This is a genomic window from Lysinibacillus sp. NPDC056959 (genome assembly GCF_042674095.1).
Taxonomy (GTDB): domain Bacteria; phylum Bacillota; class Bacilli; order Bacillales_A; family Planococcaceae; genus Lysinibacillus; species Lysinibacillus zambalensis.
Window position 1 is genome coordinate 236726 of the sequence record NZ_JBHURE010000005.1, and the last position, 17794, is coordinate 254519.

The following is a 17794-nucleotide window of genomic DNA, read 5'->3' on the forward strand; positions in this document are numbered from 1 at the left end:
ACCTCTCATTATTATTTTGTATGTTATTTAAAAAGCCTTTTATTGAACAATAATATATTATATTTCCCCTATCAAAATGCCTGATAATATAGAAAAGTAAAATTTTTAAAACATGAACCAAGTATACAATATGAATTTAACAGTTTAAAATTATTAAATATTAGAAAAATATAGAAAGTTAGAGGGTACAAGAAAATGGATAAACAATTACAACACATCATAACCTTGCGGGAGAATGGTCGATTGGAAGAAGCAAATCAATTAATGGTAGCACTAGTTAAAGAACAGCCTGAAAATGGATATTACCAATTCCAATGTGCATGGACATATGATTCATTAGGAAAAGAAAATGATGCTATCCCCCACTATGAAAAAGCGATAAAACTAGGGCTCAAACCAGAAATCTTACTAGATGCTTATGTAGGGTTAGGAAGCACTTATCGTACGTTAGGGCAATATGAACAGGCAAAACGTATTTTTGAACAAGCTTTAAGTGAGTTTCCAGAAGCCGAACATGTAAAGGTATTCTATGCTATGACTCTCTATAATCTCAACGAACATTCAAAGGCAATGGAAATTTTATTAAATACTGTAGCCGACACTACTAATAATGAAGGTATAAAAGACTATCGTAAAGCTATAAAGTTTTACAGTGATAAACTTGATCAAACGTGGGAATAACAAATAAACGCAGAAAAGATCAGGCTCCTATTTGATAACCTGATCTTTTCATATTACTTCACAATATTTGTTTTTTTATCGGTAGAAATAATTGCAACAAATAATATTGAAATTATACCGCTAAAGAAAAATAAATAACTTAAAGGAATTAAAAAGAAGTTTCTTTCTATGAGGGTTCCATCTGGCAGTATTTCATCCCCGATAAATCCCTTCGTAAATAAACATAAAACTCCTATTAAAATCGGTAAAGTTGCAAGTATATATTTTTTCATCGTTCTTCTCCTATTATTCATTATCCTCATTTTTTCTATATTCCAAAATGTCACCTTGTTAACAGTCTAAAACTTCGCATAATTTTTTCTAATGTAGAAAATTTAGCGGCTTTTGCCTTTCATTTTTCAAGATAGAAACATTCGCTATTGTATTGCCTAGTTTTTCTAATAATTCTGTAACACACCATTTTTCTTTGGGCCAGCATGGCATCGAGATTTTCTATGATAACCATCGTTTACACACCCCAAATGTTAGATCATTATCTTGCTTTTCTTACTAAGTCTAGTAAAACATCCTTGCATGTTTGTGGCCCTACATAATTAAAGAACAATAATACAACTAAAGCACAAAATACAATTATCAATTTTACCCATCTTGATACTTTTCTTTGATTCATAACTTGCTAATGACATATTATCTTGTCATTCATTCTAAGTCAATAATTATTTATCGTTAAACAATAAATAATTATTGTAACTACATATCCTTCCCCTTTTTAGCCAAAATGCTTGTTAAATTAGTGAAATATGATAAAATAAGAACATATATTCCCACTCCCTTGGTTTTCTTCACGGGAATATTTTGTTATAATAATAAATTGGGTGCGAGGATATATCTTAATAATATAAAAACTAATGTCGGATAATCTGTTGTTTTAACAAAAATAAAACGGCTGCTCGGACAAGCAACCGTTATTCTTTATATTTATAGTGCTTTGGAAGCCTGATGAATTAGAGCAGCTACCATTTTATCCATTTGTGCAAAACGATCGTCTTTTGTTTGACCGTTGACGTATCGATAATAGATTTGCTGACAAATTACAGCTAATTTAAAGTAGGCAAATGTAATATAATAATCGATGGTCGAAACATCACGTCCGCTTTTCTCAGCATAGCGGTTTATGAATTCCTGACGTGTGTAAAACCCTGGTAAAGTCGTTATTGGTGGTTCTCCAAATGCGTATAGCAACATTTTTGGATCATCGGCATGCATCCAATAGCTCATAGCTACCCCTAAATCTGCTAATGGGTCCCCTACAGTTGTCATCTCCAAATCAAAAAGACCAATCATTTCAGAGTAATCGCCGGAAAACATAGCGTTATTAAGCTTGTAATCATAATGAATAATAGTAGCTTCACCATTAGAAGGTACATGGTCTTCTAACCAATTAGTCAACGCTGCTACTTCAGCATGTTCTGCCGTTTTCGCTTTTTCATAGCGCTCAATCCACCCATGTACTTGCCGTTCCATAAATCCTTCTGGCTTCACCATATCTTTTAATTGCGTTTCCTTATATGGTATTGCATGAAGAGCTACAAGTGAATCAACCATCTTTTCCGAAACGAGACGTCCTAATTCCTCCGTATTATCAGTGCCAGATGGGAAATGAGTATCTAGTACGATACCCTTTTTGCGTTCCATTAGAAAGAAATCACTGCCGATTATATCTCGATCGTCAACGTACACATACGGTTTAGGTACTGCAGATAAAAATGGATGTAATGCCGATATAATCGTAAACTCACGTTTCATATCATGCGCTTTTTTGGCAACTGGACCATGTGGAGGCCGTCGAAGAACCACTTCAAATTCGCCTACTTTTAGGCAATAAGTCAAATTTGAATGTCCAGCACTAAACTGTGAAATTTCTAGTTTCCCCTCTGGTAATTCCGGAAATTGACTCTTTAAAAATGAGTATAATTTCACTTCATCTATACGTTCACTTGCCCTAACTTGTATCGTATCCATTGTACCCCTCCTATCAATTATGCCTCGGCATAATTGCGTCCAGAATTGGCTTTGTGCTTGCACAAAGAACTCCTTACCGATTCTGTGACATCCGCCGGAGGCTTTAACTTATTTCAGCGGTGTTTGGACACCCGATGAAAAGCAACTTAAATTTGCATTCATCTCACCACTATTGAGGTGGGAGACTTCTGTACCTGTCGCTTCACTTTCGCTACAGAAAATAATTGCTGAAAGAAGTTAAATGATTGAGCTCATACCGCCATCCACAACTAAAACATCCCCCGTAATGTAATCTGAGGCAGCTGCGGCTAAAAATAATGCAACACCTTTTAGGTCATTTTCAGTTCCTAATCGTTTTAACGGCGTCACGCCCATTAAATAATCTTGTCCGCGCTCAATTAAAACCTTTGACATTTTTGTTGGGAAAAATCCTGGAGCAATCGCATTTACATTAACGCCATATGGTCCCCATTTTACGGCTAAATCTTTCGTTAGCGTAATGACCGCGCCTTTACTTGCGTTATAACCAATTGTATCCATGAATTCAGGTAATGTACCACCAAGCCCTGCAACCGAAGCGATATTGATGATTTTTCCACTCTTTTGTTCTAGCATTATTTTGCCAACAGCTTGGCTCATTAAAAATGTACCATTGACGTTAACAGCGAAGACTTTTTGCCAAGCTTCATATGGCATTTCAACAGCAGGAGTACCCCAAGACGCCCCACTGTTATTGACTAAAATATCAATTTGACCGAATGTTTCAAGCGTTTTTGACACTACATTCGCTATATCTTCTGGCTTTGTTACATCACAGGCAAGCGCTAATGTTTGTACACCTAAATCAGCTAATTCTGCCGCTACCTCTTCGCATGCCTCAACCTTTCTTGAGCAAAGTACAACGTTGGCACCTGCTTCTGCAAAGCCTTGTGCGATTTGAGCTCCAAGACCACGACCTCCGCCTGTTACGATGGCCGTTTTCCCTTTTAAGCTAAATAAATCTAGTACCGTCATTTAACCAGCTCCTCTTGTTTTTTGACATGCTTCTTTAGCTCCAGCTTAGCAACTGTGTTACGATGCACTTCATCCGGTCCATCTGCTAATCGTAATGTACGGGAGTTTGCCCATTGTGCAGCAAGCGTCGTATCAGGTCCTACTCCAGCAGCACCGAATGCTTGAATCGCTCGGTCAATCACTCTTAATGCCATATTTGGCGCCACTACTTTAATCATGGCAATTTCTGCTTTCGCCTCTTTATTCCCTACTGTGTCCATCATATACGCCGCTTTTAACGTTAAGAGCCTTGCCTGCTCAATATCAATACGGGACTCCGCAATACGCTCGCGCATCACACCTTGGTCTGCGAGTGCTCGATGGAAAGCGTGTCGCTCACTTACACGCACACACATTTCCTCAAATGCACGTTCAGCGGCTCCAATAAGACGCATACAGTGATGGATACGACCTGGCCCTAAACGACCTTGTGCAATCGCAAAGCCTTTTCCTTCTCCCCACAATATATTTTCAACAGGCACTCGAACGTTCGTAAACGTCACCTCACCGTGTCCTTCTGGTGCGTGATCATAGCCAAATGCAGTAAGCATACGCTCAATTTTCACTCCAGGAGTATCCATCGGCACTAAGATCATCGACTGTTGCTCATGGATAGGTGCTGTAGTATCTTTATGTTTCCCCATAAAAATGGCGATTTTACAGCGTGGATCCCCAGCTCCTGTTGTCCACCACTTATGTCCATTTAAAATATAATAATCGCCATCACGTTCAATGCTTGCCTCGATATTTGTTGCATCACTAGAGGCAACTGCTGGCTCAGTCATTGCAAAGCAGGAACGTATTTCCCCACGTAATAACGGCTCTAGCCATTGTTTTTTCTGCTGTTCTGAGCCGTAACGCACAAGTACCTCCATATTTCCCGTATCTGGTGCATTACAATTAAAAACTTCTGGTGCAAGTAAAGAGCGTCCCATTATTTCACATAAAGGTGCATATTCTAAATTCGTCAAACCTGCTCCATATTCGCTATCTGGTAAAAATAAATTCCATAAGCCCGCTTCTTTTGCTTTTTGCTTTAATTCCTCCATAATTGGTGGAATCGCTCCCCAACGATCCTCCATTGCCTCTACCTGTGCAGCAAACACTGCCTCGTTCGGATAAATGTATTGCTCCATAAAATTTGTCAGCTTCTCTTGCAGTTCTACTACTTTTTCGGTATAAGAAAAGTTCATAAAAAAGCCCCCTTTGTTTGAACATCAAAATGACAAATGAATGAATATTCATTTTTATTCTTACATTAAATGTTACCGCTATATTTCTTGTAAATCAATGTCTATTAATCAAAAATTTGAATTATAGAGAAAATTCATACTTAAGACAACATTTTAACCAAATAAGGCATCACATTATGATAATAAAACTCAAGCCAAAAATTATTTTGACATAATATGTATATTAAAATCGAAATAGCTTCTTTTGATTAAAAATTTTATGATTTGGTATTTTCATAGTCGCTTTTTTTACTTTAGCTCATCATCATAGCATGGGGTTGATTTCCGTTCCGGCTGAACGCTTTGTTGCTGTCGCTTCGCTTTCGCGCAGAGCAGAGCTTCCTGGGGGCATCCGATGAGCCGCTTTTGGTGTTGCTGTCGCTCCTTCGCTTTCGCACATTTAAAACATTTGCTGCCGCTACGTTAGCACTACGCTTTCGCACAGAAAACATCCGCTGCGCTGCAGGGTCTCGGGCCAACAGATGTCTTTTGCGCGAAAGCGTGAGTGCAACGTAGCGGCAGCAGCAGGTTTTGGTTTTGTTTGTGCGAAAGCGCAGCGACAGCAACAGCACGATTTTGGTCACGAAGGCGTTATCACAGGACGTGATGGTTTTAGCCTTCGTTCCTCTATTGCTGATCCCCAAGGAGTCGCCAGCCTCCACTACAATCAACATATTCACATGACATGCATTTCAAAATGACATCTCAAACTTCTGATGAAGGACTAAAACTTATAAGAAATTCCCTTGTATGGCTCATTACCATAGCGTGGGGTTGATTTTCCTAGGTCGTCCAGTGAGCCTCTTCTTTTTAAAATTGGTAAGCGAAAAGTAAGATAAAAAGAGTAACTTCTCATTCAAAGAAGTTACTCTTCAATTATATCTGTCTTTAACATTTTAAAGCGTTTTGCCTACTGTCATAACATCAGTAAGCAATTGACGAATAGCTAAAGGTAGATGACGGTTTTTTAAATACACTACATACACATTTCGTCGCAAATTAGGACAATCTATTTCTTTTTGTACAATCGTTTTAGCTGTAGGACCTTTTAAATAATTTTCAGGTAGAATGGTAATCCCTAAATTTTCACGTACTAGAGATACAGCCGTTTCAAAACGTTCAATTTCAAATTGTATATTAATGTTTTTGTCAGCCCTTGCGAATGCATCTAAAATATCTTGTCTCGTTTGAAAGCCCTCTGTACTTATAATAAATGGCTCCTCACTTAAATCGGCGATCGTCAACCTTCCCTTTTCTGCTAAAGGGTGATTTAATGGTAAAACGGCTACAAGTCGCTCTTCATATAAGCATTTAACTTCGAGATCCTCATCTTCCATGATTTGATTTGTAATAATTAAATGTGTTTTATAGCTTTTAAGCGATTTTTCCACACGTTTACTTCCTAAAATATCTACTAGATGAATCATCATTTGGGGATACTCTTTTTTATACTCTGTAATGACTTTTGGGAGCCAATGCTTAATCGACTCCATAATGCCGATCGTTATTTCGCTCGTGCCACGTACGATGACCTCATCCATTTCTATTTTTAAAACTTCCATGTTTTTCAATATAACTTTTGCTCGTTCATATAAAAGCTCGCCTGCTTCTGTTAATTGAAGGTTTCTAGTATTCCTTTCAAGTAAAGGTGAACCAATTTCTTGCTCTAATTTTTTGATAGCATTACTTAGAGAAGGCTGAGAAATATGCAGTTTTTCAGCAGCCTTCGAGAAATTCATTTGCCCCGCAACTGCTATAAAATATTGCAATTGTTTAATATCCACAACAACACCCCTCCCCATTTATAGTTTAAAGCTATAGATTAATAATAATTATATATTAGATATTATAATTATGCGAATATATAATTTATTCATAACAATATTTTCACTACAATAATATTGGAAACGGAGTTGATACTGATATGTATACAGTGACAGATCAAAAACAATGGAAAGGTCGTATAGATTCAATTACTAATACGAGTAGTTTTCGTTTACATCAAAAAGTAAAAAGAATTCCTATTAATGATGTCAGTGCCTCAGATAATCACCATGCCGGGATTATTGGCTTTATTTGTGATGAAGGTGTACGTCGTAATCAAGGACGTATAGGCGCAGCAAGTGCACCTAATGCTCTGCGAGAGGCATTATCTAGCCTACCTTGGACATTTGATGATGAACAGCAAATTATAGATGTCGGTAACGTTATTTGTCTAAATCATGCATTAGAAGAAGCACAGCGTGAGCTCGGTGAAATTGTCAAAACATTGCTAAGTAAAAAATTACAATGTGTCGTGCTTGGCGGAGGACACGAAACACTATACGGACATTACTTAGGTGTTCGCTCAGCGTTACCTAAAGATGCTGAAATTGGGATCGTCAATATCGACGCTCATTTCGATTTACGACCATATGATGAACAACCATCGTCTGGCACAATGTTCCGTCAGATTTTAGAGCAGGATCCACATGCCGATTACTTTGTCCTAGGCATACAACGTTACGGTAATACAAAAGAGCTATTTGATAAAGCAGATGAGTTGAATGTAAATTATGTGTTAGAAGATAACCTGACGTCAGAAAATATGGCGCAAATCTTACATGATCTTCAGCAATTTATGGATAATCATGATTATATCCTTTTAACGTTATGTATGGATGTGCTAAACGCTGCATTTGCACCAGGAGTCAGTGCTCCATCACCGTTTGGACTTGATCCAAAAACTGTTCGCACAATACTTCAAACAGTAACTTCGCACCCAAATACACATTCTTTTGATATTTGTGAGGTAAATCCTTCACTGGATGAGAACGGACACACAGTTAAATTAGGTGCTTATTTTGTTTATGAAGCACTAAATCACTTACTTAGGAGACATGGTTCATGATCGAATTTAATCAAATTACAACAGTATTTCTAGCGGTTGCCCTATTCGCATTGGGCAGCTGGCTTATTAATAAAATCGGTTTTTTAAAAAGGTTTTGTATACCAGCGCCTGTTGTTGGTGGCTTACTATTCGCCGCATTAGCAACTATTCTAAAGACAACAGACGTCATAGAAATTTCGCTTGATACGTCGTTACAAAGCTTATTTATGATTACTTTCTTCACAACAATTGGTTTAGGGGCTAGCTTTAAACTTGTGAAGCTTGGTGGAAAATTATTAGTTATTTATTGGTTAGCTTGTGGTTTCTTAGCTTTAATGCAAAATGTTATTGGTGTGTCACTTGCTTCACTAATGGGGATTCATCCATTAATCGGTATGATGGCTGGCGCTGTTTCTATGGAAGGCGGTCATGGTGCCGCTGCAGCATTCGGACAAACATTAGAAGACTTAGGTATTTCTTCAGCCATGACAATCGGTGCGGCGGCAGCTACATGTGGTTTAGTAGCTGGTGGCTTAATCGGTGGTCCTATTGTTAAGTACTTAGTTGGTAAATACAATTTAACGCCAGATGAACAAGAAACTGAAGAAGTTGATTTTGAAAATAAAAATGAACAAATTACATCTGATTCATTCTTTACACAAGTATTATTCATCACGTTCTGTATGGCAATAGGTACATATGTTGGAACATTATTCTCAGAAGCTACTGGCTTCGTACTACCGGGCTATGTTGGTGCAATGTTTGTAGCTGTCCTAGTGCGCAATATTATGGATAAAATTAACCCTGAAGCGATTAACATGAAAAGCATTTCTTTAATCGGCGATGTAACATTAGGGATCTTCCTTTCTATGGCACTAATGAGTATTAAATTATGGGAAATTGCTGATTTAGCACTTCCATTATTCATTATTGTTTTCGCACAAGTATTCTTCATTGTCGTATTTAGTATCTTTGTATTATTTAAGATTCTTGGTAAAAACTACGATGCTGCAGTTATGGTTGCCGGTTTTGCCGGACACGGCTTGGGGGCAACGCCAAATGCGATGGCTAATATGTCAGCAGTTGTCCAACGCTTCGGTCCATCGAAAAAAGCATTTCTTGTCGTACCAATTGTAGGAGCGTTTTTAATCGACGTATTCGGTATTCCAATTATTATTACGACTATTAATCTATTTAAATAATCAATAAGGCCGTGCAATTGTCTTAGTTAGACAGTTACACGGCCTTATTTTATTGCCTATAGATTATTGTAATATTTCACTAACAGTTACAAATTCATAGCCTTGCTTTTGCAAGTAAAGAATTACATTTTCCAAACCATTTGCTGTCGTTTGATGAATATCATGCATTAAAACAATGCTGCCATCTTTCACTGATGCTTTCACAGACGCTAATATTTTATCAGCATTGCGATGCTTCCAATCTAATGTATCGATTGACCATAGAATAGAAGGCATTGTAATGACAGAACGAACTTTATCATTCACTGCACCATATGGTGGACGGAAAACCGTTGGATATTGACCGATGGATGCATAAATAGCATTGCTAGTTCGATCAACCTCTTGTTTAACATTTGCTGGCGATAAGCCTGTTAACTTTGGATGGTTCCATGTATGATTACCTATTTCATGACCTGCCTCATAAACTTTCTTTACGATTGCTGAGTTTTTAGAGGCGTTTGGCCCAACCATAAAAAATGTTGCTTTTGCATTATATTTATTTAAAGTCGCTAAAATTTGTGGGGTAACTTTTGCATCTGGCCCATCATCGAATGTTAAAGCCACACGTTTCTTTTCCCCTTTCGCTACTGGTACACCTTTGTTATATATTTTATTACCAGGTATTTGGATATTTGCCAGCTCTGAAGCTTTCACATAGCCCTTTTGTTCACCTGCTTCTACATAGGCCCAACCAACTAGCGTTGTGTACTGTTGAACGACTGTTTTATTAGCAATCGTACCAAGAATCTCGCCATTTGGGCTAGCAGTTAAACGAAGCACAGCGCCATTAGCAGCATTTACTCGTTTTGTTGTCGCAACAGGTTTCTTTAAAGAATTTGTTGCAACATAGCCTGTTTGATGGCCATATTGAACAAATGACCAACCTCCAGGTGCTGATCCATATACAAAGATAATACTGTTTTCATTAAGCAGTCCCGTTTTTTGTGCATTGGGACTAGGATATGTAAATAAAGATGTTCCGCCTTTTTGCGTCACTAAATAAATTTCAGGTGTAGTGCTTACTAATTCTGCCGTTTCAACATATCCCTCTAGCTGTTGCACTTTAATTTGAGTCCATTTCTTACTTACAGGTGTAGCTGTTACATAACTACCTTTCGTTATTTGACCAATTTCGGTACTTTCTACGGAAGGTTCTTCATAAATTACTGTGTCTTTAGCTACTGATTGAATAACAGATGTACCCCCAGCATTTGCAGCTTCATTATCTACAAACACAAAACTAATTAAAAATGTCAAAATAATTGCAAAGGGTAAAAGTTTTTTCATTGTTCTACACCGCCCTTTTCATCACAGATGTCTTTTCTCATGTGCTTTTTCTATTAAAGTATAGAATTCGACTCTAATTATAGATTAATAGATTGTACCAGGAAATAGTAGGAATTAACTAGTTATTGTGAATAAAAATGGAACACACTATAACGTAGGATTGATTTCCGTTTCGGGCTGGGCGCTTTCCTAGAGTCGCCCAATCTACTCCAATCAAGTAATACATACGGCATATTGTTGAATTGTTTGCTTATTTTTTTCTAAAAAAATTTCAATGATCACATAACACCTCCCCTCTTACATCAAAAACTGATCGATTGTATTCCCTAGCTTACTACCGTGATAGCTATCCCATATATTTCGAAAAAAGGCTCCCAAGACGCCTTTTTTCAAGTGTTTATGTGTGCTCCCTATTAAGAAGACGGTTGAAACGATTAAAAAGTTGTTATTTTTTCATATTTTTCCCTACAGCGAATCGTACGCTGTCAGAGCATCTTCAATATGGAATGGTGGTGTCCAGGCCTGCCCATCCGCATTCGTCGTCACGAATATATATCGTTTATCATCTTTTTCGATTATTGACGCTAAGCAAAGACCCGCTTCAGGTGTATAGCCCGTTTTCCCTCCCAATATTGCACCTTCTCCGCCTGGTATTTTCGTCAAAAGTGAGCTTGTTATCGTTAATGCATTAGGCACATGAGTACTATAGCTTTTTGAAGTCAAAATTTGATAAAAGATAGGATTCTCGATAGCATAACGAAACAGCTTGCTAATATCTCGTACACTTGAGACATGAGCAGGATCATGTAATCCGCTGGTATTCACAAAATGAGTATCATTCAACCCTAATTCATGTGCTTTATTATTCATTAATGTCACAAATGATTCTTCACTTCCTGCAACCGCATCCGCAAGTGTTCCTGTAGCATCTGCCCCAGAAGCAAGCAATGTACCATATAATAAATCCTCTATCGTCACAAAATCTCCTGCCTTAAAGCCTGCCATGGACGCATTTTGAGCAGTAAATTTAGAAATCGTTTGTGGTTCAACGATTGTTTGCTTCTGCAGATCAGTAGTCATTTCAATGGCAACAATCGCTGTCATAATTTTCGTTAATGATGCAGGATAAATAATGGCATCTGCATTTTTTTCGAATAATATATCTCCTTTTGCATTCAGCAACAACGCATTTTTACTATGCAACGAAGGTAGCTCTATTTCGGTTTGTTCCGTTGAGTTATTTGTATAATAAAAAAAGAATGCAACCGCACATATAAAACAAAATACGACAAATTTCTTCATAAAAAAACGCCCCCCACTCATTATAATAGGAGGCATTTATGATTATTCCTGTAGGAAATTTATGAAGAAATTCTTAAGGTTTTTTAATTAATTTCGCCTTGGTGTAATTGCGTCAGGAGACTTTATCTTCATTCATCTCCACCTTCAAAGGCAGGAGTCTTCTGTACCTGTCGCTACTCTTTCGTGAAAAAACATTATAAATGAAGATAAACATCATCAAAATCTGAGCATATTCTAGTGATCGTGTTATCCGTTAATTTAAAAAATACATCTTGAGACACTTCTAGCTTCAGTGCGTCTTCCTTTTTTAAATCTGCATAAATTCCTCGTAAAATACGACTTGTTAGACCATGGGAAATAGCAATCACATTTGGTACATGTTGAATGTCTTTTAACCAAGTACTTAGTCTGCTCACTACCGAGTCATAAGCTTCTCCATTAGGCGCATTAAAATACCAGTTATACACATCTGTATTTTGTAAAAGGTTTGGCCAAGAACTTTCAATTTCTTTCGTTGTTAACCCTGCCCATTGTCCCACAGCAACCTCAGTTAATCGTTCATCTTTTTCAACCTTTTTCACATCATATCCTATTGTTTCACAAATGATTTCAGTACTTTGCATCGCTCTTCCTAATGGACTCGACACAATTTTCCATTCATCAGGATTTCCAATTAAACTTTTCAGCATTTGTGCGTTCTGTTGTACTTGTTGTACACCCATTTCTGTTAATGAAGTATCGAGCTCTCCTTGGTATCGTCCTTGTGTATTAAATTCCGTTTCCCCATGACGGAGTAAGTAAATCGTTTGATTCAATATTGTTTCCCCCTATAAATTCTCCCTATCTGTCTCTCATTTTAAAATACTAGTAAGATATAGACAATTCCAAAGAACAAACATAATGGACTGTAGATCCAAGTATCGTATTTAGCAAACTGTGAATGTTTTATTTTTTTGAAAAATCCAACGTAATTAAAATCACCAATCGCCCGAATAGTAAAAACGATAGCACAGACAATACTTCCGATTTTTGAAAGGCTATTTGCTTTGAAGCCCAGTAAATAATCACCTTGCACAACGATAATGATACTAGCAAATAGAATAAAAATGGCTACGAATAATGTGCCCCATTTTCTCGGAGTAAATGCAGGTTTATGCTCTCCCTTTCTTACTGGGATTACAGCACCAGAACCCCATCGCCCTCCAAAAGCCCAATACACATGCAAAAAACTGATAAACCACAGAAACCCCACAGCTATTAACGGTAAAATTGATTGCATATAGTTGCCTCCAATGTCGTTACTCCATAACATACGCCATCGTATGTTATGCGGTTAAATTTGTCCCTTCAAGTTCTATAACTATATTAGGGACATTTAAAATCGTGTATTCAATTATTCCCGGCATAATTGCGGCCGGATTCGGTCATGAAATTTTGTGCAAAAGCGTAGTGACAGCAAAAACAGATATTTTGTCAACCGCTGAAAGAAGTTAAAAGTTCAACCATTTTATCAATATCAAAATTAGGATTTTCTTCAAACCTTGTCATCCATCCTACATACGTTAAATAGGCAAGTCTCGCTCGATTCATTGATTCAGTTTCTTCTAAGCCTATTTTTTGATACAATTTCGCAACACACGAAATTCTTTGTTCTTCAATATTAACTAAGCGTTCTGCAACACCAGGATCATATTTTGCCCAAGTATAAATGCCAATCTCCATCTTTTTATCTCGATTAAAACTAATTTGTAATAGCTGTTCTAATGAGGCATCCGGTTGCTCCATACTTTGAACAATGAGCTTTGTTGCATGCACTTCCCAATAGTCGAGCATAGAATCTAACAGCTCTTGGTGGTCACGAAAATAGTGATAAAAGCTCCCTTTACTTATTTTTAGCAATCGAGCAAGTGCTTCTATGCGAACTTTATGAATTCCTTCATCAGCTAATTGTTGTAATCCTGCTTTTATCCAATCTTCCCTCGTTAATTGCATGTTATCTCTCCAATAAGATACGGTTGCGTATGTTTTTTAGTTAGATTACTACTACTTTCATTTTTTGTCAATTATTCATTCTGTTTATGTACTTTAATGTTATTGTTGATCGTAATATTTATGTTCATAACCCTTGGTAAAATACAAGCGCATATTAATATAAAAGCTAAAAGTTTTTTCATCTTTCTCTCCTTTTTTCATTTTATTGATCATATTTATTCTTTTGTAAATAGCTGAGGCTAAATTTTAATTTATTCCTGGCCTCAACGATAACTTATGAATCATGCCTCGGCAAAATGCGTCCAGAATCGGCTTTATGCTTGCAAAGAACTCCTTTCCGATTCTCCGTGACATTCGCCGGAGGCTTGGGCCAACAGATGTTTTTTGTGCGAAAGCGTAGTGCTAACGCAGCGGCAGCAACAGGTTTTGTCTGTGCGAAAGCGAAGCGTCAGCAACACGTTTTGTCTGTGCGAAAGCGAAGCGTCAGCAACACGTTTTGTCTGTGCGAAAGCGAAGCGTCAGCAACACGTTTTGTCTGTGCGAAAGCGAAGCGTCAGCAACAACACGACGTTGATCACTCAGTAGATGCCACTTAGCCTGAGTTCCTTTATTTCAGCGAGCGTTTGGACACCCGCTGAAATAAGTTAAAATGTGTTAGCAAATAGATTTTCTGCTATACCAAGCAAAATATCTTGCTCTGTAAATTCCATTAATTCTTCTCTTGTAATTTCTTTCTTTTGAATTAAGCGGTTTGACTGAATAGTCACGAGCTTTTCAAATAAGTTTCGTATGTAACGACCGTTCGAAAAGTTTGGAATGGATTCGACTGGAATTTGATGTAATTGCTCCTTCATATGGTGCGCAAATACGTCCCGATACTGGTAATCATTATTTTTACATAGCATGGCAAAAATATCATAAAGCTCATTTGTGCTAAAGTTATCAAACTGCACAAAGTGATTAAAGCGCGACTTAAATCCTGGATTAGCGAGCAAAAATTCCTCCATGAGCTCTGTATAACCAGCAACGATCACAACTAAATCATCACGTAAATCCTCCATTGCCTTTAATAGGCTATCAATTGCTTCTTTACCAAATGCGTCCTGTTTATCATGAATTAGTGAATAAGCTTCATCTATAAAGAGCACGCCGCCCTTTGCTTTATTCACAACTTCCTGGACCTTCAAAGCCGTCTGACCAACATACCCTGCTACTAAGCCGGCACGATCCGTTTCCACAAAATGACCGCTAGAGAGTACACCAAGATGCTTATATATTTGGCCTATAATGCGCGCCACTGTTGTTTTTCCTGTACCTGGATTTCCGGAGAACACAAGATGATAGGTGATTGGGAAGCTTGTTAAACCATGGTCGACACGCAAGCTTTGAATTTTTATGAAATTGATTAAATTATGTAACTCCTTCTTAGCATTAGGAAGTCCTACAAGCCCATCAAGCTGCTTCTGTAATTTTTCAATCTCTCGTTCTATTTCTGGCGTTATTCGTAAACGTTCATCGTTAATGAATTCACCACTATAAATAATTTTTCCTTCTTTATTAAAATAATCTCCTCGGCCGTGCTTTGTTCCATTTACAAGTTCCCCAATATAAGTAGCCTGTCCATTAGCATAATAAAGAGTACCCTGTCCTGTCATAGCATCCTCTTTAAATTGGCCCTCCGATTCAAGTACACCTTGTCTGGAATAGTTCTTACCTTTTCCATGCTTCATATCCTCAAAGAAATAGCCATCGTACAGAAGGGATGTTACACCCTTTGCAAGCTCCTCAGCACTTGGCGATTCTGGTGCATAATACAGCTTTCCTGCCCCTTGCATATGATTCCATATGAAATCACCTTCATATTGTAAAAAACCACTTGGATAGTATTGCTTTCCCTTGCCTTTCTTCATGCCATGAACAAAATCACCCTCATATTGTGGTTGATTTAAATGCGGATACAGTTCACGAAGCTCTTTAAATGGGGCAATACCATCTTCCTCATAATATAAAACCCCATAACCTTCCATTAAATCATTACGAAATTGCCCCTCGTAATATACGTGACCGCTCTTATATAAAATACCATTACCTTGTTTTTTATTTTGAATAAATTCGCCCTGGTATATTATTTGGCCTTTTAAATACATGATGCCGTTACCTTGCTTCATATGGTTGATGAATTCTCCCTCGAATAAAAGCTCACCTTCTTGGTCAAATAGCGTACCCTTTCCATCATAAATGTCATGACCAAAGTCATTTTTCTTCACACCGCCACGATACATTAATGTACCATCTGGATACAATATCTCTTTTTCTTCATGATTATGCGTCATTTGGTTGCCATCCTTTATCCATTCAGTATATGCTCAATTATAGCGTGGGAAAGAATACATATATACAAATTTTCAGAATTTAAGGAGTTTAACATGAAAAAACGATACAAAATATTAATCGGCATCCTATTACCTCTTCTCATCTTATATGCTTCAACCATATTTTTAACGCGCGATTCAACATTTGATAAGGAGGTAATTGAACGATTTGATATTGAACAAATTAATGAAATTGAATTGATCCGTTCCTCTGATAACAAAACAATCACTATTACAGATGTAGCTACAATCAATCAAATAATGCAGCAATTTGAAGATCAGTCACTTCGAAAAGTCTATTTTTCCAATTCAGATTATGACGAGGCTTATTGGCTAACATTACGTAATAGTGATAACCTAGAAATAGGCATACGATTAGATAACTCAAAGCATTTATTCGTTTATTTGTATGAGGAAAACTATATGAAAGATTACAAGCTTTTAGATCAATTTAATATGACCTTTTTTGAGGATCTTTTTTAGATATTTTCATTCTTAAACGGTAAAAATCCGCTTCGGTTAGATTCTACGCGGATTTTTATCGTTTATTTGTGGATTGCTTTTGTTTATTATATATAGCGGTAGTTTTCCTGCATCGATTGAATCGTTTCAATGATCTCTTCTCTAAGCTCAATTGGCTCTAGCACTTCAATGTTTGCCCCTTGGCTCAGCAGCCACATTTTAATACCATGTCCAAAAACTTCTGCTTCAAATAAATAATGCTCATCTTTTTTAGATACTATGTTTGCTGTTGGTAAGCGATCTAAAACCGCTTGCGGGGATGTTCCTTTAAAGATAAATTTCATACGTAACAGCTCGCCAGCATGCATAAACTGAATACGCTTACGGAACTCTCCTTCTTGAAAACGTTCGGTATAGGGTATTTGAAATTTTTGTTCGAGTTCTTGTAAATGTTGTATACGGTCGACTCTATAGACAATGGGCAAATCCTTTTCGACCTTATTATCGTAAGCAATTAAATAAAAGTAGTATTCTGAGAAAATAACGGCGAGTGGTTTTAAAATCTTTTCTGTCGGAATTGCTTCACCTTCACGTAAATAATCAATTTTAATGATTTTCTTTTTTTGAATTGCCTCTGACAGAGCCCAAATTAAACACAATAGAGACTTTTTATGATGTAAATCTACATACAAATGCTTTTCATTTAAAATAATATTGCGAATAAACTCCTGCTTATCGGCTGCAACAATCGAAATAAGCTTATCTATAATATCGCTCATTTCTGATTTTAGCAGCGCTCTTGATTCGATCAGAATTTTTACAATCGCTAAAACTTGCTCCTTCGATAAATTACTTTCCCCTGTATTTGTCAGCCTGTACACATTTTCGGTCCGAACATATTCTAAATGACTATCCAATTTAGCTTTTTCCAAATACGCTCGAATTTCATTCAAATCCCGTTGTATTGTTTTTTCCCCAACATTATGTGTAAATGCTTCTTGTTTTTTGTTAATTCCTTGACCATCTATCAATCTGTCAAACATCGAAATGACACGATAGCCTTTGTTTTGTTGTGAATCCACCGTATATCCCACTCTTTCTTCATAGTTACAACTCTATTATACAAAATTAGTTGGACACTATTAGTCCTTTTAACTATGTTTTTTCTATAACTTTGGTATAATTGGTGTATACTAATTAGAAACAATAACCATTATACAGACTAAACATACTATACTTTTGTTATAATTAACTTTATTTTTACCAACTAATTCCGTA

Annotated in this window: 17 protein-coding genes; 5 read left to right on the forward strand and 12 right to left on the reverse strand. The window is 37.0% G+C overall.

The annotated features are described in order from the left end of the window. Positions 1 to 195 precede the first annotated feature (195 nt). A complete protein-coding gene (locus ACFTQ7_RS09005) occupies positions 196 to 681 on the forward strand; it encodes a tetratricopeptide repeat protein (protein WP_386828214.1) in 486 nt (161 codons plus the stop codon). Positions 682 to 734: 53 nt separating this feature from the next. Here the strand turns inward: ACFTQ7_RS09005 and ACFTQ7_RS09010 are convergent, their stop codons facing one another. The 5 genes from ACFTQ7_RS09010 to ACFTQ7_RS09030 all read right to left on the reverse strand — a co-directional run bounded on the left by ACFTQ7_RS09010 (position 735) and on the right by ACFTQ7_RS09030 (position 6772). Further along, the gene (locus ACFTQ7_RS09010; protein ID WP_386828215.1) at positions 735 to 953 is read right to left on the reverse strand and encodes a DUF3955 domain-containing protein; all 219 of its coding nucleotides are present in this window, start codon (positions 951 to 953) and stop codon (positions 735 to 737) included. A 706-nt stretch (positions 954 to 1659) separates the two neighbouring features. After that, on the reverse strand, positions 1660 to 2703 hold the full coding sequence (locus tag ACFTQ7_RS09015) for a phosphotransferase family protein (RefSeq protein WP_386828216.1): 1044 nt from the start codon (positions 2701 to 2703) through the stop codon (positions 1660 to 1662). A gap of 237 nt (positions 2704 to 2940) precedes the next feature. Continuing rightward, positions 2941 to 3717: an SDR family oxidoreductase gene (locus ACFTQ7_RS09020; protein ID WP_386828217.1), complete on the reverse strand. Its 777-nt coding sequence runs from the start codon at positions 3715 to 3717 to the stop codon at positions 2941 to 2943. After that, on the reverse strand, positions 3714 to 4949 hold the full coding sequence (locus ACFTQ7_RS09025) for an acyl-CoA dehydrogenase family protein (protein WP_386828218.1): 1236 nt from the start codon (positions 4947 to 4949) through the stop codon (positions 3714 to 3716). Before ACFTQ7_RS09025 ends, ACFTQ7_RS09020 begins: the two co-directional genes overlap by 4 nt. A gap of 935 nt (positions 4950 to 5884) precedes the next feature. Next, a complete protein-coding gene (locus ACFTQ7_RS09030) occupies positions 5885 to 6772 on the reverse strand; it encodes a LysR family transcriptional regulator (protein WP_386828219.1) in 888 nt (295 codons plus the stop codon). A 140-nt stretch (positions 6773 to 6912) separates the two neighbouring features. Between ACFTQ7_RS09030 and hutG the strand changes: the two genes are divergently transcribed. Continuing rightward, positions 6913 to 7878, forward strand: a complete 966-nt coding sequence (gene hutG / locus ACFTQ7_RS09035) for a formimidoylglutamase (protein WP_386828220.1) — start codon at positions 6913 to 6915, stop codon at positions 7876 to 7878. Continuing rightward, positions 7875 to 9059, forward strand: a complete 1185-nt coding sequence (gene gltS / locus ACFTQ7_RS09040) for a sodium/glutamate symporter (protein ID WP_349658182.1) — start codon at positions 7875 to 7877, stop codon at positions 9057 to 9059. The genes hutG and gltS overlap by 4 nt, the downstream gene beginning before the upstream one ends. Before the next feature lie 63 nt (positions 9060 to 9122). Here the strand turns inward: gltS and ACFTQ7_RS09045 are convergent, their stop codons facing one another. The 5 genes from ACFTQ7_RS09045 to ACFTQ7_RS09065 all read right to left on the reverse strand — a co-directional run bounded on the left by ACFTQ7_RS09045 (position 9123) and on the right by ACFTQ7_RS09065 (position 13682). After that, the gene (locus ACFTQ7_RS09045) at positions 9123 to 10388 is read right to left on the reverse strand and encodes a polysaccharide deacetylase family protein (protein WP_386828221.1); all 1266 of its coding nucleotides are present in this window, start codon (positions 10386 to 10388) and stop codon (positions 9123 to 9125) included. Between the two features lie 465 nt (positions 10389 to 10853). Continuing rightward, on the reverse strand, positions 10854 to 11690 hold the full coding sequence (locus tag ACFTQ7_RS09050) for a D-alanyl-D-alanine carboxypeptidase family protein (protein WP_386828222.1): 837 nt from the start codon (positions 11688 to 11690) through the stop codon (positions 10854 to 10856). 194 nt (positions 11691 to 11884) lie between these two features. Then, positions 11885 to 12505 carry a histidine phosphatase family protein gene (locus ACFTQ7_RS09055; protein WP_386828223.1) on the reverse strand — a complete coding sequence of 207 codons (621 nt, stop codon included), beginning with the start codon at positions 12503 to 12505 and terminating at the stop codon, positions 11885 to 11887. Positions 12506 to 12546: 41 nt separating this feature from the next. Then, positions 12547 to 12969: a DUF3995 domain-containing protein gene (locus ACFTQ7_RS09060; protein ID WP_386828224.1), complete on the reverse strand. Its 423-nt coding sequence runs from the start codon at positions 12967 to 12969 to the stop codon at positions 12547 to 12549. A 194-nt stretch (positions 12970 to 13163) separates the two neighbouring features. Beyond that, complete coding sequence (locus tag ACFTQ7_RS09065) at positions 13164 to 13682, reverse strand: TetR/AcrR family transcriptional regulator (RefSeq protein WP_386828225.1); 519 nt, start codon at positions 13680 to 13682, stop codon at positions 13164 to 13166. A gap of 386 nt (positions 13683 to 14068) precedes the next feature. Between ACFTQ7_RS09065 and ACFTQ7_RS09070 the strand changes: the two genes are divergently transcribed. Beyond that, positions 14069 to 14278 carry a hypothetical protein gene (locus ACFTQ7_RS09070; RefSeq protein ID WP_386828226.1) on the forward strand — a complete coding sequence of 70 codons (210 nt, stop codon included), beginning with the start codon at positions 14069 to 14071 and terminating at the stop codon, positions 14276 to 14278. Positions 14279 to 14326: 48 nt separating this feature from the next. On the opposite strand, the gene ACFTQ7_RS09075 is transcribed toward ACFTQ7_RS09070, so the two are convergent. Then, positions 14327 to 16015: an AAA family ATPase gene (locus ACFTQ7_RS09075; RefSeq protein WP_386828227.1), complete on the reverse strand. Its 1689-nt coding sequence runs from the start codon at positions 16013 to 16015 to the stop codon at positions 14327 to 14329. Positions 16016 to 16108: 93 nt separating this feature from the next. Between ACFTQ7_RS09075 and ACFTQ7_RS09080 the strand changes: the two genes are divergently transcribed. Continuing rightward, positions 16109 to 16537, forward strand: coding sequence for a hypothetical protein (locus ACFTQ7_RS09080; protein ID WP_349658189.1), 429 nt, complete (start codon positions 16109 to 16111; stop codon positions 16535 to 16537). Positions 16538 to 16623: 86 nt separating this feature from the next. On the opposite strand, the gene ACFTQ7_RS09085 is transcribed toward ACFTQ7_RS09080, so the two are convergent. Then, positions 16624 to 17598: a helix-turn-helix transcriptional regulator gene (locus ACFTQ7_RS09085; RefSeq protein WP_386828228.1), complete on the reverse strand. Its 975-nt coding sequence runs from the start codon at positions 17596 to 17598 to the stop codon at positions 16624 to 16626. Between the last annotated feature and the right edge of the window lie 196 nt (positions 17599 to 17794).